General features: G+C 68.8%; 19 protein-coding genes. 9 read left to right on the forward strand and 10 right to left on the reverse strand.

Features of this window, described 5'->3' with window-relative positions:
• The first annotated feature begins 73 nt into the window (after window positions 1-73).
• Window positions 74-940 (forward strand): GNAT family N-acetyltransferase, encoded by an 867-nt coding sequence (locus tag F1615_RS06385; protein WP_149547897.1) that lies wholly within the window; start codon window positions 74-76, stop codon window positions 938-940.
• A gap of 78 nt (window positions 941-1018) precedes the next feature.
• Here the strand turns inward: F1615_RS06385 and F1615_RS06390 are convergent, their stop codons facing one another.
• Window positions 1019-1441, reverse strand: coding sequence for a GlcG/HbpS family heme-binding protein (locus tag F1615_RS06390; RefSeq protein WP_149547898.1), 423 nt, complete (start codon window positions 1439-1441; stop codon window positions 1019-1021).
• Between the two features lie 98 nt (window positions 1442-1539).
• Window positions 1540-2748, reverse strand: coding sequence for an MFS transporter (locus F1615_RS06395; protein ID WP_149547899.1), 1209 nt, complete (start codon window positions 2746-2748; stop codon window positions 1540-1542).
• Window positions 2749-2888: 140 nt separating this feature from the next.
• Here F1615_RS06395 and F1615_RS06400 point away from each other — a divergent pair, with 140 nt between their 5' ends.
• A complete protein-coding gene (locus F1615_RS06400; RefSeq protein WP_149547900.1) occupies window positions 2889-3353 on the forward strand; it encodes a MarR family winged helix-turn-helix transcriptional regulator in 465 nt (154 codons plus the stop codon).
• 9 nt (window positions 3354-3362) lie between these two features.
• Entirely contained in the window at window positions 3363-3815 is a 453-nt protein-coding gene (locus F1615_RS06405; protein WP_149547901.1) for a GNAT family N-acetyltransferase, read from the forward strand.
• Between the two features lie 72 nt (window positions 3816-3887).
• On the opposite strand, the gene F1615_RS06410 is transcribed toward F1615_RS06405, so the two are convergent.
• Window positions 3888-5273 (reverse strand): serine hydrolase domain-containing protein, encoded by a 1386-nt coding sequence (locus tag F1615_RS06410; protein ID WP_149547902.1) that lies wholly within the window; start codon window positions 5271-5273, stop codon window positions 3888-3890.
• 56 nt (window positions 5274-5329) lie between these two features.
• Complete coding sequence (dnaB, locus tag F1615_RS06415; RefSeq protein WP_149547903.1) at window positions 5330-6808, reverse strand: replicative DNA helicase; 1479 nt, start codon at window positions 6806-6808, stop codon at window positions 5330-5332.
• A gap of 459 nt (window positions 6809-7267) precedes the next feature.
• Between dnaB and F1615_RS06420 the strand changes: the two genes are divergently transcribed.
• Complete coding sequence (locus tag F1615_RS06420) at window positions 7268-8605, forward strand: MATE family efflux transporter (RefSeq protein ID WP_149547904.1); 1338 nt, start codon at window positions 7268-7270, stop codon at window positions 8603-8605.
• Window positions 8606-8686: 81 nt separating this feature from the next.
• Here the strand turns inward: F1615_RS06420 and rplI are convergent, their stop codons facing one another.
• The 4 genes from rplI to rpsF all read right to left on the reverse strand — a co-directional run bounded on the left by rplI (window position 8687) and on the right by rpsF (window position 10393).
• The gene (rplI, locus tag F1615_RS06425) at window positions 8687-9133 is read right to left on the reverse strand and encodes a 50S ribosomal protein L9 (RefSeq protein ID WP_149547905.1); all 447 of its coding nucleotides are present in this window, start codon (window positions 9131-9133) and stop codon (window positions 8687-8689) included.
• Between the two features lie 18 nt (window positions 9134-9151).
• Entirely contained in the window at window positions 9152-9388 is a 237-nt protein-coding gene (rpsR, locus tag F1615_RS06430) for a 30S ribosomal protein S18 (RefSeq protein WP_003949403.1), read from the reverse strand.
• 43 nt (window positions 9389-9431) lie between these two features.
• On the reverse strand, window positions 9432-10025 hold the full coding sequence (locus F1615_RS06435; RefSeq protein ID WP_149547906.1) for a single-stranded DNA-binding protein: 594 nt from the start codon (window positions 10023-10025) through the stop codon (window positions 9432-9434).
• A 77-nt stretch (window positions 10026-10102) separates the two neighbouring features.
• The gene (rpsF, locus tag F1615_RS06440; protein ID WP_004985983.1) at window positions 10103-10393 is read right to left on the reverse strand and encodes a 30S ribosomal protein S6; all 291 of its coding nucleotides are present in this window, start codon (window positions 10391-10393) and stop codon (window positions 10103-10105) included.
• Window positions 10394-10710: 317 nt separating this feature from the next.
• Here rpsF and F1615_RS06445 point away from each other — a divergent pair, with 317 nt between their 5' ends.
• The 3 genes from F1615_RS06445 (at window position 10711) to F1615_RS06455 (ending at window position 13448) form a co-directional block, all read left to right on the forward strand.
• Window positions 10711-11022: a hypothetical protein gene (locus F1615_RS06445; protein ID WP_149547907.1), complete on the forward strand. Its 312-nt coding sequence runs from the start codon at window positions 10711-10713 to the stop codon at window positions 11020-11022.
• A gap of 171 nt (window positions 11023-11193) precedes the next feature.
• Window positions 11194-12315 carry a peptidoglycan bridge formation glycyltransferase FemX gene (gene femX, locus F1615_RS06450; protein WP_149547908.1) on the forward strand — a complete coding sequence of 374 codons (1122 nt, stop codon included), beginning with the start codon at window positions 11194-11196 and terminating at the stop codon, window positions 12313-12315.
• Window positions 12316-12416: 101 nt separating this feature from the next.
• Window positions 12417-13448: an alanine racemase gene (locus tag F1615_RS06455; protein ID WP_149547909.1), complete on the forward strand. Its 1032-nt coding sequence runs from the start codon at window positions 12417-12419 to the stop codon at window positions 13446-13448.
• A gap of 80 nt (window positions 13449-13528) precedes the next feature.
• Here F1615_RS06455 and F1615_RS06460 read toward each other — a convergent pair whose 3' ends face one another.
• Window positions 13529-15037: a glycosyltransferase family 87 protein gene (locus F1615_RS06460; protein ID WP_149548221.1), complete on the reverse strand. Its 1509-nt coding sequence runs from the start codon at window positions 15035-15037 to the stop codon at window positions 13529-13531.
• A gap of 99 nt (window positions 15038-15136) precedes the next feature.
• Window positions 15137-17752, reverse strand: a complete 2616-nt coding sequence (locus F1615_RS06465) for a transglycosylase domain-containing protein (RefSeq protein WP_244328650.1) — start codon at window positions 17750-17752, stop codon at window positions 15137-15139.
• A gap of 396 nt (window positions 17753-18148) precedes the next feature.
• On the opposite strand from F1615_RS06465, the gene F1615_RS06470 reads away from it, so the two are divergent.
• Both F1615_RS06470 and F1615_RS06475 read left to right on the forward strand, forming a co-directional pair.
• Window positions 18149-18832, forward strand: coding sequence for a PadR family transcriptional regulator (locus tag F1615_RS06470; RefSeq protein ID WP_149547910.1), 684 nt, complete (start codon window positions 18149-18151; stop codon window positions 18830-18832).
• Between the two features lie 43 nt (window positions 18833-18875).
• The gene (locus tag F1615_RS06475; RefSeq protein ID WP_149547911.1) at window positions 18876-19958 is read left to right on the forward strand and encodes an inositol-3-phosphate synthase; all 1083 of its coding nucleotides are present in this window, start codon (window positions 18876-18878) and stop codon (window positions 19956-19958) included.
• The last annotated feature ends 75 nt before the right edge of the window (window positions 19959-20033 follow it).

Raw genomic sequence — 20033 nt, forward strand, 5'->3', positions numbered from 1 at the left:
TATGGCCGAAAGCTCGGCCGATTCTGCGGAAACGGGTGGACGCCGAAGGTCCTCGTCGGACAGCCTGACCTGCGTGCCGACACCTTCCCTCGCCTCTCTGCCCATCCGCCGTCTGACGCTCCGCGATCTCACCGCCTGCGCCGACTTGTCCGAGGACCGGGGGTGGCCACGGGAGGAGCACAAGTGGGGTCTCCTCCTCGCGGCAGGAAAGGGTTACGGCATCGACGACCCCGGCGGCGGCCTGGTGACCGCGTGCGTCGTGACCGAGTACGGGCCGCGGGAGCGGCCCGACCTCGCGGCCATCGGCATGGTCCTGGTCGCCGAACGGCATGCGCGCCGGGGCGTGGGACGCCGGTTGATGCGTCACGTCGTCTCGGCGATGGGCGTCACGCCCCTCACGCTGCACGCGACCCCCTTCGGCCGGCCGCTCTACGAGGAGCTCGGGTTCAAGGTCACCGGCCGGGCCGAGATGCTGCGGGGTCACTTCGTCCCCTCGGGTGACCGGCCGGAGGTCGCCACCCGTGCCGCGACCGCGGAGGACCTCCCGGCGATCCTCCGGCTCGACGAGGAGGCGTTCGGGACGGACCGCACGCACATCGTCACGCGGCTGCCCGCCTTCGCCGATCAGTTGCGCGTCGCCGAGGAGGGCGGCCGGCTCATCGGGTACGCGGCCGCCTGGCCCAACATGGACACCCAGGTCGTGGGCCCGCTGATCGCCCGTGACACCGCTACGGCCAAGGCCCTCATCGCTTCCCTCGCCGCCCACACCGGGCGGCCTCTGCGCACCGACATCGACGTGCGGCACGCCGAGCTGCTGGACTGGGCGAAGGAGCACGGGCTGGCGTCCGTCGCGTGCAACGCCGTCATGACGTACGGGATCACGGAGCTGCCCGGGGACTGGAGCCGGCGGTTCGCCCCGGTGACGGTCGCGGCGGCCTGACAGCCGCACACGCCAACAGCGCGATGCCGGTCCCGCGAGCTCGGGGACCGGCATCGCCGCGTGCCACGGGGCACGCCGTCAGACGAGTGCCTCCACGGCGGCCGCGGCGAAGGCGTGGTCCTGCTCCGGGGTACCGCCGCCGACGCCGATCGCACCGATCAGCCTGCCGTCGCGCCGGACGGGCACGCCACCGGCGATGAACAGCAGCGGCCGGTCGAGGGCGGTGGGCAGGGTGTGGAAGAGGCCTCCGGGGCGCACGGCGTCCGCGAGGTCGGCGGTGGGCGCGTTCAGCTGGAGAGCGGTGTACGCCTTGCGCGTGCTGGTCTCACCGGAGATCAGTACGGCGCGGTCGTCCCTGCGGAAGGTGAGCGGATGCCCGCCGGCGTCGAGAACGGTGACGCTGACCGTGACGCCGGCCGCCTCGGCGGCCCGGCGTGCGGCGGTGACGAGGGCTTCGGCGTCCGCGGTGCCGAGCGGGACGACGGCGGTGGGGGTGCTCATGAGGGGTCTCCTTGCGGTACGGGTGATGCCGGCGGCCGTGCCGGTGGAACCGGTGGGAGCGGGGGCGGCCCTGGCCCCGCACCCTTCCGGTGCCGTGGTCAGTGGGTGAGGGAGGCCGGCCGTACGGCAGGCTCCGCGTCGGCGACCGCCGTGCCGGGCTCGCCCGTGCGGCGCTCGAGGGCGGCCGAGACGAAGGCGAGCACCAGGGCTGCCGCGGCGAGGACGGCGCCGACCCAGTTGGGGGCGGTGTAGCCGAGACCGCCCGCGATCACCAGGCCGCCGAGCCAGGCGGACAGCGCGTTGCCCAGGTTGAAGGCGCCGATGTTGACGGCCGACGCCAAGGTGGGGGCGCCGTGCGCCTGGTCGAGGACCCGCTTCTGCAGCGGTGGCACCGTGGCGAATCCCAGACCGCCGATGAGGGTGATGGTGACGGCGGCGGCGACCTTGTCGTGCGCGGTCAGGGTGAACAGCGCGAGGACGGCGGCGAGGGCGCCCAGGGACACGTACAGCATGGGCATCAGGGCGCGGTCCGCGAACCGGCCGCCGACCAGGTTGCCGCCGACCATGCCGAGGCCGAACAGGACCAGCAGCCAGGTGACCGAGCCGTCGTCGTACCCGGCGACGTGCGTCATCATCGGGGCGATGTAGGTGATGGCCGCGAAGACGCCGCCGAAGCCGAGGACGGTCATCGCCATGGCGAGCAGGACCTGGACGTTCTTCAGGGCGGCCAGCTCGTGGCGCAGCCGTACGCCCTCTGGCTTGGGCATGTCGGGGACGAGCCTCGCGATACCGGCCAGGCCGACGACGCCGAGGACGGCGACGACGGCGAAGGTGACGCGCCAGCCGGCGGACTGGCCGACGAGCGTGCCGAGCGGGACGCCGACGACATTGGCGACGGTCAGCCCGGTGAACATCAGGGCGATGGCTCCGGCCTTCTTGTCCGGGGCGACCAGGTCGGCCGCGACCACCGAACCGATGCCGAAGAAGGCGCCGTGGGCCAGCGAGGCGACCACGCGTCCCGCGAGCATGAGGCCGAAGGTGGGGGCCAGCGCCGAGAGCAGGTTCCCGACGACGAACAGCCCCATCAGCAGCATCAGCATTCGCTTGCGGGAGATCCTGGTGCCGAGCACGGTCATCAGCGGGGCGCCGAACATGACGCCGAGCGCGTAGCCGGTGACCAGGTGGCCGGCGGTGGGGATGGAGACACCGAAGTCGCCCGCGACCTCGGGCAGCAAGCCCATGATCACGAACTCGGTGGTTCCGATCCCGAAGGCCCCGATCGCGAGGGCCAGGAGCGCGAGAGGCATGAGGGGACAAACCTTCCGACGATTGCAGGAGCGCTTTACGTGCCATCACAATAATTGCAGACGCTGGCTATTTGCAAGCGCCGTCTATTGCGGCCGTGCCCTACCCTGGTGACAGGAGCTCCTGGACGGAGGAAACGCCCATGACAGCCACGGACCCCGCGCTCACCGCCCTCGCTCAGGGCTGGTGCGCACTCTCCCTGCTGCACGGGAGGATCGAGGCCCACATCGAGCGCGCCCTTCAGACCCGGCACGACCTGAGCGTGCGGGAGTACTCCCTGCTCGACGTACTGAGCCGCCAGCACGACGGCGACGGTGGCCATCTCCAGATGAAGCAGGTCGCCGACGCGGTCGTGCTCAGCCAGAGCGCCACCACCCGCCTGGTCACCCGGCTCGAGGACCGGGGCCTGCTGGAGCGCTATCTGTGCCCGACCGACCGACGCGGTATCTACACCAACGTCACCGAGTCCGGCCTCGATCTCCTCGAAGAGGCACGGCCGACCAATGACACCGCCCTGCGCGAGGCCCTCGACGAGGCGGCGAAGAACCCGGAGCTGGCCCCGCTCGTCCGGGCCGTGGAGACACTGAAGGCGCCGGTGCCCGCGTAGGGTGCCGACATGGGAGATCTTGAGATACGTAGCGCGGCCGCCGACGATCTCCCCGCGATCGTCGGCATGCTCGCGGACGACCCCCTGGGCGCCCAGCGCGAGTCCCCGGACGACCTCAGTCCGTACCTGACCGTACTGGAACGGCTCGCCGCCGATCCGAACCAGCACGTGGTCGTCGCGGTCCGCGAGGGGCGCGTCGTCGGGACGCTGCAGCTCACGATCGTTCCGGGACTGTCCCGCCGTGGCTCCACCAGGTCGATCATCGAAGGAGTCCGCATTCACGCGGACGAGCGCGGCAGCGGCCTGGGCAGCCGGCTCATCGAGTGGGCGATCGACACATCCCGGCGCGAGGGTTGCCGACTGGTCCAGCTGACCTCCGACAACACCCGCACCGACGCCCACCGGTTCTACGAACGTCTCGGCTTCCAGCCCTCCCACGTGGGCTTCAAGCTGCCCCTCTGACGATGCGCTCGGGGTCATGTTTCACGTGAAACATGACCCCGCACCGGCTCGCCCGAAGCCGATGGCCAGCGGCTAGCCGAGGCCGCGCCACCCCTTGGAGTCCACTCCGCCCGGCACGGGAGCTCCCTCGTCATACGGCCGGCGCGTGAACACGAATGAGCCCAGGTCGAGATGGCTCACCTCCCCGTCCGGCCGCCGCGCGGGCCGCAGGAGTTCTCCGGCGTAGTAACCCTCCAGTCCCACCCAGGTGCCGTCCCCGTTCGAGCGGAACCGTGAGCGCCGGCCGTTGCCGGACAGCGGTTCCAGCGAGACGAGCCCGTCGGCCGACAGCCGCAGCGCGAAGGCGTACGTCCCCCAGTACCACTGACCCACCAGTTCCAGTACCGCGGGGTCGGCCTCCCGCAGCGGCTGCCACGGATCGGGGACACGGGGTTCCGCCTCGGCGACGATCCGCACCAGATCGGCGGCCACCGTGAACGGCGGGGGACCTGACGTGCAGTTGGCCAGGACGACCGCGCCCACATCGTCCGCCACGCCCATCGTGAGGCAGGCGAGGAAGCCCGGAAGCGAACCGGTGTGTCCCACGAGAGCACGCCCGTGCTGGTGGCGGAGCTCCATGCCCAGGCCGTACGCATAGCCGTCGGCGACGTCCGCCGCCTCGACCGGTGTCGCCGGCGTCCTCATCTCCCGCACCGACCCGGCACTCAGCACTCGCTCGTCCCCCTCGGCCAGAAAGGCCATGAAGCGCGCCAAGTCCCCTGTTGTCGACCACAGTTGACCGGCGGGTGCCATCAGCCCGAGGTCCTCCAGGGGCTCGGCCAGCATCACATCCGCCCACGGGTGCACCGCCCACCCGCCGGCGTGCGGCGCCTCCGGCCGCGCACTCGTACGACGCAGACACAGAGGCTCGAGCACCTCACGCCGCAGCACCTCCTCCCACGGGGCACCACGCAGCTCCTCGACGAGGGCGCCCAGCAGCGCATATCCGGGGTTCGAATAGTGGAACCGCCTGCCCCTGGGGTGCAGCAGCGGCCGTTCGCCCAGCACGTCGGCCAGGCCGGGCCGCAGGGCCCCGGGGGTCCGCTCCCACCAGGGGCCGGGCGTCTCGGCGGCCAGCCCACCGCTGTGCGAGAGCAGTTCCGCGATGGTCGCCTCGCCCACTCCGGTGCCCGGCAGGTGCTTCTCCAACGGGTCGGAGAGGTCCAGTGCCCCCTCGTCACGCAGCCGGAGCACCAGAACGGCGGTGAACGTCTTGGTGATCGAACCGATCCGGTACTGCACGTTCTCGTCCGGGGCATGGACCGCAACCGAGGTCCGTGCCCCCGTCCACACGGTCCTGCCGCCCCGCACCACGGCCGCGACGAGCGAGGGCGCACGCCCCTCGCTCTGGGCGACGGCGATGCGGTGCAGCAGGGCGCGCCGCGTCGCGGGCAGCAGTTCTTCCTCAGATGTCGTCATGCCCTCAGTCCAGCACGCCTGCCGGACGAAGGACGGTGGGCGGTGGTGACGACCGGTCAGGTCTGCGCCATGTCCACGAAGCGCGAGTAGTGGCCCTGGAAGGCGACCGTGATCGTCGCCGTCGGACCGTTCCGGTGCTTCGCCACGATCAGGTCGGCCTCGCCCGCCCGAGGGGACTCCTTCTCGTAGGCGTCCTCGCGGTGCAGCAGGATGACCATGTCGGCGTCCTGCTCGATCGATCCGGACTCACGCAGGTCGGAGACCATCGGCTTCTTGTCGGTGCGCTGCTCCGGACCACGGTTGAGCTGGGAGAGCGCGATGACCGGGACCTCCAGCTCCTTGGCGAGCAGCTTGAGGTTACGGGACATGTCCGAGACCTCCTGCTGCCGGCTCTCGGCACGCTTGGAACCGCCGGACTGCATCAGCTGGAGGTAGTCGATGACGACCAGCTTCAGATCGTTGCGCTGCTTCAGACGACGGCACTTGGCGCGGATCTCCATCATCGACAGGTTCGGGGAGTCGTCGATGTAGAGCGGTGCCGCCGAGACGTCCGGCATCCGGCGCGCCAGGCGCGTCCAGTCCTCGTCGGTCATCGTGCCGGAACGCATGTGGTGCAGCGCGACGCGCGCCTCCGCGGAGAGCAGGCGCATCGCGATCTCGTTGCGTCCCATCTCGAGCGAGAAGATGACACTGGGCAGGTTGTTCTTGATGGATGCCGCCCGTGCGAAGTCCAGGGCGAGCGTCGACTTGCCCATCGCGGGACGAGCGGCGATGACGATCATCTGCCCCGGGTGCAGACCGTTGGTGAGCGAGTCGAAGTCGGTGAACCCGGTGGGTACTCCGGTCATCTCACCGCTGCGCGACCCGATCGCCTCGATCTCGTCGAGGGCGCCCTCCATGATGTCGCCGAGCGGCAGATAGTCCTCGCTCGTGCGCTGTTCGGTGACGGCGTAGATCTCCGCCTGCGCACGGTTGACGATCTCGTCCACGTCGTCGTCGGCCGCGTATCCCATCTGGGTGATGCGCGTACCGGCCTCCACCAGGCGGCGCAGCACGGCGCGCTCGTGCACGATCTCGGCGTAGTACGCCGCGTTCGCCGCGGTGGGGACCGTCTGGACGAGGGTGTGGAGGTACGAGGCCCCGCCGACCTTGTTGATCTCGCCGCGTTTGGTCAGCTCCGCGGCGATCGTGATGGGGTCGGCCGGCTCGCCCTTGGCGTAGACGTCGAGGATCGCCGTGTAGACGGTCTCGTGGGCCGGCTTGTAGAAGTCGTGGCCCTTGAGGATCTCGACGACGTCAGCGATGGCGTCCTTGGACAGCAGCATGCCGCCCAGGACCGACTGCTCGGCATCGAGATCCTGTGGCGGCACCCTCTCGAACGCGGAGCCTCCGCCGTCCCACCCGCTGCCTTCCGGGCCGCGGTCGTGCTGTTCGTCGCGGCCCCTGCCGCGGTCCTCGCGTCGGCGGGAGGCGGGCAGACGATCGCTGGGACCACTGTCGGCCCACGGGTCGTCCAAGGGCTCGGAAATGCTCACCGAGCCACCTCCTCCCGTCCGCCGAGCGGACCTCGCCGTGCCTCTCTGTTCTACGGCACGGCACTGACAAATAAGAGGCCCAACTCCTTTTGTCGCGCGCCGGATTTGTGACGTTTCTGCAACCGGCGGACGGAGCGGGCGCCGGACCACCGTAGGCCTGTCGGCAGCGTCAGCCAATCTGGTTATCCACAGGCCATGTGGACGACGCGCCCAATGCTGTGGAGAACTCCGGGAAACCTGTGCACGAGACGGTGGACAGCCCTGTGAACAAGCCCCCAACTCTACCAAGACGAGGCCTTTGACCTGCATCTTTACCGTCCACCGGCTGTGCAGAAGAAAAACTTTCCCGGTCGGATCAAGATCGCTTCATGCGGTGTACGCAAGCCCACACCCTGCGCCACCAAGTAAGGGTCGAGAATGCTTTGCATCTCTTACCTGTGGACGATTAAATTGGTGCACATGACACAGGCCCCCGCGCGCCCCGGAGCCGTTCGACGGCAGCACGACCGAGAGATCATCATGCTGGCGGTCCCGGCCTTCGGCGCCCTCGTCGCCGAGCCGCTGTTCGTCATGGCCGACAGCGCCATCGTCGGCCATCTCGGGACGGCGCAGCTCGCCGGGCTCGGCGTCGCGTCGGCCCTTCTGATGACCGCCGTCAGCGTCTTCGTCTTCCTGGCCTACGCGACCACGGCCGCCGTCGCCCGGCGCGTCGGAGCAGGCGACCTCCCGTCAGCCATCCGCCAGGGCATGGACGGTATCTGGCTGGCGCTGCTCCTCGGTGCCGTCGCCCTGGCCGTCGTCCTGCCCACGGCACCCGCCCTCGTGAACCTCTTCGGTGCCTCCGACACAGCGGCCCCCTACGCGACGACGTATCTCCGGATCTCCACGCTCGGCATACCGGCCATGCTCGTCGTGCTCGCCGCGACCGGTGTCCTGCGCGGACTGCAGAACACGAAGACACCTCTCTACGTGGCCATCGCCGGCTTCGTCGCCAACGCCGTACTCAATGTCGCCTTGGTCTACGGCGCCGACCTCGGTATCGCGGGCTCCGCCTGGGGCACCGTCATCGCGCAATGGGGCATGGCCGCGGTCTATCTGACCGTGGTGCTCCGCGGAGCGCGCAGGCACGGGGCATCCCTGCGCCCGGACGCCGCCGGGATCAGGGCCTCGGCCCAGGCGGGTGTCCCACTTCTGGTGCGCACCCTCTCCCTTCGGGCCATCCTGATGATCGCGACGGCCGTCGCCGCCCGCTTGGGCGACTCCGACATCGCGGCCCACCAGATCATCCTTTCCCTGTGGAGCCTGCTCGCGTTCGCACTGGACGCCATCGCCATCGCCGGGCAGGCCATCATCGGCCGTTATCTCGGGGCCGGCGACGCCCAAGGAGCCCGCGAGGCATGCCGTCGCATGGTCGAGTGGGGTATCGCGGTCGGTGTCGTCCTCGGCGTCCTGGTGATACTCGCCCGGCCCGTCTTCCTGCCCCTGTTCACCAGCGACGCCACGGTCAAGGACGCTGCACTGCCCGCGCTTGTACTCGTCGCACTGTCGCAGCCGATCTGCGGCATCGTCTTCGTTTTGGACGGAGTGCTGATGGGCGCGGGAGACGGACCGTACCTAGCCTGGGCGATGCTGCTGACCCTCGCGGTGTTCACTCCGGCCGCCCTTCTGGTCCCGGCATTCGACGGAGGGCTCACCGCGCTGTGGGCCACGATGACGCTGATGATGACCGTGCGCATGCTGACCCTGTGGATGCGTACCCGCTCGGGCCGCTGGATCGTCACGGGCGCGGCACGCTGACTGTTTCACGTGAAACACGGCCATGGGGGCCGCATCCCGAAGGATGCGGCCCCCATGCTCATTGCTTCAGCGAGTCGGCGTTCAGCCGGCGACGACCTCGATGTTGACCTTGGCGTCAACCTCGGGGTGCAGACGCACGGACGTCTCGTGGGCGCCCAGCGTCTTGATCGGCGCACCCAGCTCGATGCGGCGCTTGTCGACCTCGGGACCACCGGCGGCCTTGATCGCGGAAGCGATGTCGGCCGGGGTGACGGAGCCGAAGAGACGACCGGCGTCGCCGGAGCGGACGGCCAGGCGGACCTTGACGCCCTCGAGCTGGGCCTTCACCTGGTTGGCCTGCTCGATGGTCTGGATCTCGTGGATCTTGCGAGCACGACGGATCTGCTCGACGTCCTTCTCGCCGCCCTTGGTCCAACGGATCGCGAGCTTCCGCGGAACCAGGTAGTTGCGAGCGTAACCGTCCTTGACGTCGACGACGTCGCCCGCGGCACCGAGGCCGGAGACCTCGTGGGTGAGGATGATCTTCATGAGTCGGTCACCCTTCCCTTATCGCGCGGTGGAGGTGTAGGGCAGCAGCGCCATCTCACGGCTGTTCTTGACGGCCGTGGCGACGTCACGCTGGTGCTGCGTGCAGTTGCCGGTCACGCGGCGGGCACGGATCTTGCCGCGGTCGGAAATGAACTTCCGCAGCATGTTCGTGTCCTTGTAGTCCACGTACGTGACCTTGTCCTTGCAGAATGCGCAGACCTTCTTCTTAGGCTTGCGCACAGGCGGCTTCGCCATGGTGTTTCTCCTGTGTGATCAAGAAGTGTGGGTACGGCCCCGCCTAGAAGGGGGGCTCGTCCGAGTAGCCGCCGCCGCTGCTGCCGCCGGAGCCACCGCCCCAGCCGCCGCCGCCACCGCCCTGCTGGCCACCGGCGGGTGCGCCGGTCGCCCACGGGTCGTCGGCGGGAGCGCCGCCGCCCTGCTGGCCGCCGCCGGGACCGCCGCCCCAGCCGCCGCCCTGCTGGCCGCCGCCACCACCGCCGCCGCCGTAGCCGCCCTGGCCACCGCGGCCGGTGGTCTTGGTGACCTTGGCCGTGGCGTTGCGCAGGCTGGCGCCGACTTCCTCGACGTCCAGCTCGTAGACCGTGCGCTTGACGCCCTCACGGTCCTCGTAGGACCGCTGCTTCAGCCGGCCCTGCACGATGACGCGCATGCCTCGCTGGAGCGACTCGGCGACGTTCTCCGCCGCCTGGCGCCAGACCGAGCAGGTCAGGAACAGGCTCTCGCCGTCCTTCCACTCGTTCGTCTGACGGTCGAAGGTGCGGGGGGTCGACGCGACACGGAACTTCGCGACGGCCGCACCGGACGGGGTGAAGCGCAGCTCGGGGTCATCGACAAGATTGCCGACGACCGTGATGACGGTCTCGCCTGCCATGGGGGAACCTCTCGGCGGGTTTGCTGCTGGCTGCTTGTGCTGCTACTCGAGTCCCGAGACCAGCTGAGCGGAAGGGCTCAGTGGGTCTCGGGGCGGAGGACCTTGGTCCGGAGGACCGACTCGTTCAGGTTCATCTGGCGGTCGAGCTCCTTGACGACCGCAGGCTCGGCCTGCAGGTCGATGACCGAGTAGATGCCCTCGGGCTTCTTCTTGATCTCGTACGAGAGACGACGACGGCCCCAGGTGTCGACCTTCTCGACCTTTCCGCCGCCGTCACGGACGACAGAGAGGAAGTTCTCGATCAGCGGGGAGACAGCACGCTCCTCGAGATCGGGGTCGAGGATGACCATCACCTCGTAGTGACGCATGTGGAACCCACCTCCTTTGGACTCAGCGGCCACGGTCGTTCCGTGGCAGGAGGGTCGTGATGCGTTGCGCAACGATGCCTGTCAGTAAAACAGCCGCCACTGACAATCGAGGCCGGGCGGCGGTTTCCCAGGTCGGCCGGGACGGGCCGTGGCCCTGCCCTGCTCCTGCCTGGCTCTGTCCGGACAGACACCGGTGCAGACGCTACAGAGTACCCGCACAGCGGCTTCCGGTTGAAATCCGGCTGTGCGGACCCCCAATCTGTACACATCGGGTGTGTACGGCGCTACGATCCGCCGCCTTTCGCAGGAGGTGCCCCATGGCACAGGCATTGCGACCCAACACCGCCGGAGGCCTTTTCGCCACGGACGGCAAGCCCCACCCCCTCCAGGACACCCTGCTCGCGGTGACCCTGGTGCTGGGCATCACGTCCTTCATCACGGCGATGTTCCACCATCTGCACCTGCTCAGCTCCTGGACCGGCCTGGTGGGAATCCTCACGGGTGCGTACGGCCAGTGGATCTCGGTGACGACCCGCGAACGCTTCGGTCTCGTCCTGGGCCTCGGTGCCTCGGCGGTCGGTTTCTTCCTGGGCATGGCGCACGGTGGCCTCTTCGGCGGGCTCGGCTGACCGGCCTCAGGCGCCCCCCCCTTCCGAACATCGTCCGACGTCCCGGCCGGCGACAGGCCGGGGCGAAGGGCCCGTGCGCCCAACCGGGGCGCGCCCAAGGCGCAGTAGGCTTCGCGCGAGAGCCGGAGCCCCTGACCCCATGGGGACACACCAGCCCGAGGAGCGCCCCGAATGAGCCTGACCCTGAGGACCATCAGTCGAGAGCAGCATCTGGCCTACATCCAGAGCCTGCCGTCGGCGAGTCACATGCAGGTCCCGGCCTGGGCTGATGTCAAGGCGGAATGGCGCTCGGAGAACCTCGGCTGGTTCGACGACCGGACCGGTGAGCTGGTCGGTGCGGGTCTGGTCCTCTACCGGCAGCTGCCCAAGATCAAGCGGTACCTCGCCTATCTGCCCGAGGGCCCGGTCATCAACTGGTTCGCCCCGAACCTTCAGGAGTGGATCGAGCCCATGCTCGCGCACCTGAAGCAGCAGGGGGCCTTCTCCGTGAAGATGGGTCCGCCGGTGATCATCCGGCGCTGGGAAGCCTCGACCATCAAGAGGGGCATCCAGGACCAGGACGTGAAGCGTCTGCGCGACCTGGAGGCCGACTTCATCGAGCCCCGTGCCTTCGAGGTCGCAGACAAGCTGCGCCGCATGGGCTGGCAGCAGGGCGAGGACGGCGGCGCCGGCTTCGGTGACGTCCAGCCCCGCTACGTCTACCAGGTGCCGCTGGCCAACCGCTCGCTGGAAGAGGTCCACAAGAACTTCAACCAGCTGTGGCGCCGCAACATCAAGAAGGCGGAGAAGGCCGGCGTCGAGGTCGTCCAGGGCGGCTACAACGACCTGCCCGAGTGGCAGCGGCTCTACGAGATCACGGCTGTGCGCGACCACTTCCGGCCGCGCCCGCTGTCGTACTTCCAGCGCATGTGGACGGCCCTCAACACCGAGGACCCCAACCGCATGCGGCTGTACTTCGCCCGGCACAACGGCGTGAACCTGTCCGCGGCGACGATGCTGATCGTCGGCGGGCACGTCTGGTACTCCTACGGCGCCTCCGACAACATCGGCCGCGAGGTCCGGCCCTCGAACGCGATGCAGTGGCGGATGCTGCGCGACGCCTACGCGCTCGGTGCCACCGTCTACGACCTGCGTGGCATCTCCGACTCGCTGGACGAGACCGACCACCTCTTCGGTCTGATCCAGTTCAAGGTGGGCACCGGCGGCCAGGCCGCCGAGTACCTCGGCGAGTGGGACTTCCCGCTGAACAAGCTGCTCCACAAGGCGCTCGACATCTACATGTCGCGCCGCTGACCCGCAGTTCGTCACGGTCTTCGTCTTCGTAGCCCCGAGGGCTTCGTTGGCTCCCATACCTTTGATACACCGCAGCCACGAGAAAGGTTCCAGGTCCGGCCATGGCGCTCACGCTCTACGTCGACACCGCGCGCTGGCGGGCGCATCACAAGCACGTGCAGGAGCAGTTCCCGGGTCTGGTCCCGGTCTGCAAGGGCAACGGCTACGGCTTCGGCCACGAGCGTCTCGCCGAGGAGGCCACCCGGCTGGGCTCCGACGTCCTGGCCGTCGGCACGACGTACGAGGCCGCCCGGATCAAGGACTGGTTCGGCGGTGACCTGCTCGTGCTGACGCCGTACCGGCGGGGCGAGGAGCCGGTGCCGCTGCCCGACCGGGTCATCCGCTCGGTGTCGTCGGTCGACGGCGTGTACGGCCTGGTCGGTGCCCGCGTGGTCATCGAGGTGATGTCCTCGATGAAGCGGCACGGCATCACCGAGCAGGATCTGCCCCAGCTGCACTCCGCGATAGAGAACGTCCGGCTGGAGGGCTTCGCCCTTCATCTGCCGCTCGACCGCACCGACGGCTCGGACGCCGTCGAGGAGGTCATCGGCTGGATGGACCGCCTGCGGGCGGCCCGCCTCCCGCTGCACACGATGTTCGTGAGCCACCTCAAGGCCGACGAACTCGCCCGGCTGCAGCAGCAGTTCCCCCAGACCCGCTTCCGGGCCCGGATCGGCACCCGGCTGTGGCTGGGCGACCACGAGGCGACCGAGTACCGGGGCGCGGTCCTGGACGTCACGCGCGTCGCCAAGGGGGACCGGTTCGGCTACCGGCAGCAGAAGGCCGCCTCCGACGGCTACCTGGTGGTCGTGGCGGGCGGCACGTCGCACGGAGTGGGCCTGGAGGCCCCCAAGGCCCTGCACGGGGTCATGCCGCGCGCCAAGGGCGTCGCACGCGCCGGTCTGGCCACGGTCAACCGGAACCTTTCGCCGTTCGTCTGGGGCGGCAAGCAGCGCTGGTTCGCCGAGCCGCCGCACATGCAGGTGTCGATCCTGTTCGTGCCGGCCGACGCACCGGAGCCGAAGGTAGGCGAGGAACTGGTGGCCCATCTCCGGCACACCACCACGCAGTTCGACCGGCTCGTCGACCGCTGACAGCGAGAAGGCCGGGCACGGATGTCCCGTTGCCCGGCCTTTACCGCGCCTGAGAAGGCGCCCCACCACGAGCTGTTCGCTCAGAGCGAACTGCCGGTGGCTCCCGTCCTGCCCCATTCGACCCGGCGCCCTTCGAAGTGGGCCGCGTGCCGCGCGGGACGCGCTGCGGGGCCGAGCACGAAGACGTCGTCCGCCCCGTCGAGCACGCCACCCGAGGGATCGTCGTCACCGGACCGGCGCACCGGGTCCCGGTCCGGCATCAGGATGTCGCGCACGACCATGACACACAGGTAGAGCGTCCCCAGCAGGTGCATGCCGATGACCCAGTGGTAGCCGTCGGTGGGCAGGCCCTTGTGAGCGTCCCCGCTGGTCGTGTACGCGAGGTACATCCAGATGCCCAGGAAGTACGCCACCTCGCATGCCTGCCAGATGAGGAAGTCCCGCCACTTCGGCCGGGCGAGGGCCGCCAGCGGCACCAGCCACAGGACGTACTGCGGCGAATAGACCTTGTTGGTGAGGATGAACGCCGCGACGATCAGGAAGGCGAGCTGGGCGAACCGCGGCCGGCGGGGAGCCGCGAGCGCGAGTGCCGCGACACCCGCGCAGCACAGCAGCATCAGCAGCGTGGCGAGTGTGTTGACCGTGTCGGTGCTCAGCGGGTCGTCCGAGTTCTGCGCCATGATCAGCCAGAAGGACCCGAAGTCGACCCCTCGCTCCTGGCTGAACGTGTAGAACTTCGACCAGCCGTCGAAGGCGAACAGCATCACCGGGCCGTTCACGACGAGCCAGGCGACGGCCGCGCCCGCGAGGGCCGTGCCGTACTGCCTCCAGCGACCCGCGCGCCAGCACAGCACCAGCAGCGGCCCGAGCAGCAGCACGGGATAGAGCTTGGCGGCCGTGGCCAGGCCCAGAAGGACACCGAAGGCGAGGGAGCGCCCCCGCGACCACATCAGCATCGCGGCGGCCGTCAGAGCCACCGCCAGCAGATCCCAGTTGATGGTCGCGGTCAGCGCGAGGGCCGGTGCCAGCGCGACCAGCAGCCCGTCCCAGGGCCGCCGTGCGTGCGTGCGCGTCACGCAGACCGCGATGACGGCCGCGCATGCCATCAGCATTCCGGCGTTGACCATCCAGTACCACTGCTCCTGGTCCTGGATGCTGCCGCTGCCAGGGGTGAGCCAGGCGGCGACCTCCATGAACACGCCGGTCAGCACCGGGTACTCGAGGTACTGCATGTCCCCGGGGAGCTTGTCGAAGTACGGCACCAGCCCGTCGGCGAAGCCGCGCCCCTGGTACAGGTGCGGGATGTCCGAGTAGCAGGCGTGCGTGTACTGGGAGCCGGCGCCGAAGAACCAGGCGCCGTTGTAGCAGGGCGCCTTCTGCACCAGACCGAGGGCGAACATGCCGATCGCCACGAGCGCGATCACCCGCACCGGGGTCCACCAGGACCTGCCGGGCAGGGCACGCCGTCCGAGCGGGCCGCCGATCAGCTCGCTGCCGGCCGCGGCGACCCGGTCCTCCTCGGTCGGCCGCACCGGCTCCGGCTCGTGGACGCTCGCTTGCGTCGATTCTCCACTGGGCATGCCGCACATCCTGCCGTACGAGGCCGGGGATACGCCGAGGGCCGCCGTACCCGGCGGGTACGGCGGCCCGTGTTTCACGTGAAACGCCCAAGCCGGGCGATAAGACGACTAACCGGTCGGGCCTCCGAAGAGACCGCCTCCGTTGCCGTTGCCCTTGCTGGTCCCGGTGTCACCGCTCTCGGTGGGCGACGGTGACGTGCTCACGCCTCCGTCCGTTCCACCGGTGTCCGTGCCGCCGGGACCGGTGCCTCCGGTCTCCTCTTCGTCCTTGCAGCGGAAGTCGAACGGTTCGCACGTTTCGGTTTCCTGCGGCGGCGCCGGCGTGGTCTCGGTCTCCGTGGGCGACGGCGGCGCCGAAGGAGTCGGCTCCTCCGTCTCCGTCACCGTCGGGGTCGGGGACGGCGCACCGATCCCGTCGGCGATCTCACCGATCTTCTCCGCCTCCGGGAACCCGGGGTCGGACTCGCCCTTCAGCGCTGCCTTCATGAACTCGGTCCACACCTCCGTGGGGATGTCACCACCGTGGATCGAGTCCTTGCCCGCCGTGCCGTTCATGGAGAGCAGTTTGTGGCTCTTGGGATCTTCACGGAACATCGTGACCGCGGTCGACAGCTGCTTGGTGTAGCCGACGAACCAGGCCGACTTGTTCTCGTCGGTCGTACCCGTCTTGCCGGCTGCCGTGCGGCCCAGTTCCAGCGCGTGCTGGGCGGTGCCGTTCTCGATCACGTTCTCGAGCATGTCCGTGACGTTGTTCGCCACGTTCTCGGGCATGGCCTGCTTGATGCGCGGCTTGTCGAAGCCGGGCAGCTCCGACCCCTTGTGCTTGACGGAGGTCACCGAGTACGGGTCGGCCTGCTTGCCGGATGCCGCGAAGGTCGCGTAGGCATCGGCCATGCGGATGGCGCTGGGGGTCGAGGTACCGAGCGCGAACGAGGCGTTGAGCCCGGCGAAGCTGTCCTTGAGGATGCCTGACCTCTCGGCGAGATCCGCCACGTTCTTCATCCCCACGTCCATACCGAGCTGCACGAACGGGGTGTTGACGGACTGCTCCATCGCCTTGCGCAGGGAGATGTAACCCCACGGACGGTCGCTCTCGTTCTTCTGGAGGAAGGGCGTGTTGTCCTTCTTGAGGACGAGGGACCCGTCGTTGTTCCTGATCTTCAGGTTGTCGTTGCCGTTGTACTTGCTGAGCGGCGAGATACCCACACCGTCGGTCTTGTACGTGCCGTGCTGCATCGCGGCGGCCATCACGAACGGCTTCCACGTCGAACCGACCGGGATACCCGACGTGTCCGCGTTGTTGTTGAAGTGGCCGTTCTCGAAGCCGGCGCCACCGTAGAGCGCGACGATCGCGCCGTCATTGGGCTTCACGGTCGCCGCACCGAACTGGACGTGCTTGTCCAGCTCGCGCTTCGGGTCGATGTTCTTCTTCTCGACCTTCTTGACGGCCTTGGCCAGCGCGTCGACCTTGTCCTTCTCGAAGGTCGTGTAGATCTGGTAGCCGCCCTGGTCGAACTGCGCCTCCGTGACGTCGGAGTTCTTCAGGACGTACCGCTTCGCGGTGTCGACGAGGTAGCTGATCTGACCGGTCATGCCCTTGGTCGCCTTGCGGCCCTGCGGCAGGGGGTACTTCTTGGTCGCCTGCTGGTACTCGGCGTCCGTGAGGTGGCCGTCGGCGTGCATCTGCTCGAGGATCCAGCCCCAGCGGTCCTCGGAGCGCTCACGGTTGGCCTCGGGAGTGGCCGAGGAGTCCAGGCTCTGGTTGCCCGCGGGGTCGTAGTACGTCGGGCCCTTGAGCAGGGCGGCGAGGAAGGCGCACTCGCTGGGCTTGAGGTCGACCGCGTCCTTGCCGTAGTACGTCTGGGCGGCTGCCTGGATGCCGTAGGCGCCACGGCCGTAGTACGAGGTGTTCAGGTAGCCCTGGAGGATCTCGTCCTTGGAGAGCTTCGTGCCCACCTTGATCGAGATGAACATCTCCTTGAACTTACGGGAGACCGTCTGTTCCTGGCTCAGGTAGGTGTTCTTCACGAACTGCTGGGTGATCGTCGAGCCACCCTGCGTGTCCGCGCCCCGTGCCATGTTGCCGAGCGCCCGGGCGATGCCCATCGGGTCGATGCCGGAGTCGTCGTAGAAGCTCTTGTTCTCGGCGGAGATCACCGCCCACTGCATGGCTTCGGGGATGCGGTCGATGGTGACGTTCTGCCGGTTCTGGCCGCTGCCGGTGGCGACCATCTGGCTTCCGTCCGCCCAGTAGTAGACGTTGTTCTCGGACAACGCCGCGGCGTTCTCCTCGCTGGGCACGCTGACCATCGCGTAGCCGATTCCCGCCACGGCCACCAGGCTGCCCAGGAAGGCGAGGAACAGGCCGGACACGAGCTTCCAGGACGGCATCCAGCGGCGCCAGCCGTCCTTGTCGTAGCGCGGATAGTCGATCGCCCGCTTCCTGCCGGGAGGGGCCGCACGTCCTCTGCCCCGGCCGGGCGCGGCGGGACCGGTACGCCGGGCCCCGCCGCGCTGCGCCGCGCGTCGCGCCTCGGCGCGGCTGCCGTACGTACGCTCCTCACCCCCCGAGCCGCGGGAACCCGACCCATAGGAATCGGACGGAGATCCGGTGGCGCCTCGCGGTGCCGCGCGGCGGCCGGAGGACGAGCCGGACTGGCCGCGTCGGGCCGCGGCACGTCCGCCTCCCTGCGGCTGCGGCGGTTTGCGACGGTGCTCGCTCATCGAACGACTACTCCTCGGGCAGGCGCACCCTTGCGCGCCTGGAAACGGCGGCTGGTTTCCGGTCCCCCCGAAGTACGGATGCGGCGCTTTCCGCATTCACCCGTACCGCACCGGGGACAGAGACGCCCCCGGACGTCACTCGGTTCCCGGTGGTGTGCATGGCGCACAGACTACGCACCGCCAAAACCCGCCGAGCACAGAAGTTCACCTCAAATCAGGCAACTTGCTCGCAACGAAACGGTGATGTGATCCCGTTCACTCTTCTCCCCCTTGTCGCTTCCGGCAGGCCGTTCTATCGTCGTGATGTATCGAGTCGATACATCAGCTCGACATAAAGACGGCGACGAGCCGTCCACGAGGCCGTCACGGCACGACCGCGGCAGAGGGGAGGCGACGATGAGCCGGCGTTCCGGGATCCTCGAGTTCGCCGTACTCGGCCTGCTCCGCGAATCTCCGATGCACGGCTACGAGCTGCGCAAGCGACTCAATACGTCACTGGGTGTGTTCCGTGCGTTCAGCTACGGGACGCTTTACCCCTGCCTCAAGACGCTGGTCGCCAACGGCTGGTTGATCGAGGAGCCGGGGAACACCACCGAGGACGCCCTCGCCGCTCCGCTCGCGGGGCGCCGCGCCAAGATCGTCTACCGGTTGACGGCGGAGGGTAAGGAGCACTTCGAGGAGCTGCTCTCCCAGACCGGACCGGACGCGTACGAGGACGAGACCTTCGCCGCGCGGTTCGCCTTCTTCGGACAGACGTCGCGCGACGTCCGTATGCGCGTGCTCGAGGGCCGCCGCAGCCGGCTGGAGGAGCGCCTCGAGAAGATGCGCGCCTCCCTGGTCCGGACCCGGGAGCGCCTCGACGACTACACGCTCGAGCTCCAGCGCCACGGGATGGAGTCCGTGGAGCGCGAAGTGCGCTGGCTGAACGAGCTCATCGAGAGCGAGCGGGCCGGGCGGGACCTGAAGGGGTCCGCCACCGGGGGGCCCGCTCAGCAGGACACCACATCTGGAGCGCCGGGCGGCCTGCCCCGGCCGGGGGACGAACCCCGGCCGGATTCGCCCGACGACACCGCCACGTGAGACCCGCTCAGGGACTCACTCGTACACACAGGGAGCAACCGGAATGGGTTCGGTTCGCGTAGCCATCGTCGGCGTGGGCAACTGCGCCGCGTCGCTGGTGCAGGGAGTCGAGTACTACAAGGACGCCGACGCGGCAGCCAAGGTGCCGGGCCTGATGCACGTCCAGTTCGGCGACTACCACGTCAGGGACGTCGAGTTCGTCGCCGCCTTCGACGTGGACGCCAAGAAGGTCGGTCTCGACCTCGCGGACGCCATCGGCGCCTCCGAGAACAACACCATCAAGATCTGCGACGTCCCCAGCACCGGCGTGACGGTCCAGCGCGGCCACACCCTCGACGGTCTCGGCAAGTACTACCGCGAGACCATCGAGGAGTCCGCCGAGGAGCCGGTCGACGTCGTCCAGATCCTCAAGGACAAGCAGGTCGACGTCCTCGTCTGCTACCTGCCCGTCGGCTCCGAGGACGCGGCGAAGTTCTACGCCCAGTGCGCCATCGACGCCAAGGTCGCCTTCGTCAACGCCCTCCCGGTCTTCATCGCCGGCACCAAGGAGTGGGCGGACAAGTTCACCGAGGCGGGTGTCCCGATCGTCGGTGACGACATCAAGTCCCAGGTCGGCGCCACCATCACGCACCGCGTCATGGCGAAGCTGTTCGAGGACCGGGGCGTCATCCTGGACCGCACGATGCAGCTGAACGTCGGCGGCAACATGGACTTCAAGAACATGCTCGAGCGCGACCGCCTCGAGTCCAAGAAGATCTCCAAGACGCAGGCCGTCACCTCGCAGATCCCCGACCGGGAGCTCGGCGAGAAGAACGTCCACATCGGCCCGTCCGACTACGTCGCCTGGCTGGACGACCGCAAGTGGGCCTACGTCCGCCTCGAGGGTCGCGCCTTCGGCGACGTCCCGCTGAACCTGGAGTACAAGCTCGAGGTCTGGGACTCCCCGAACTCCGCCGGTGTCATCATCGACGCCCTGCGCGCCGCGAAGATCGCCAAGGACCGGGGCATCGGCGGCCCGATCCTCTCGGCGTCCTCGTACTTCATGAAGTCCCCGCCGGTGCAGTACTTCGACGACCAGGCCCGCGAGAACGTCGAGAAGTTCATCAGGGGCGAGGCCGAGCGCTAGGACCTCCCCGATGCGGGCAGTTGAGGGTCTCCGGGTCGTATGTCCCGGAGACCCTCTTCGTATGTGAGGCTGTGC

The organism is Streptomyces marokkonensis (assembly GCF_008312835.1).
GTDB classification, from domain to species: domain Bacteria; phylum Actinomycetota; class Actinomycetes; order Streptomycetales; family Streptomycetaceae; genus Streptomyces; species Streptomyces marokkonensis_A.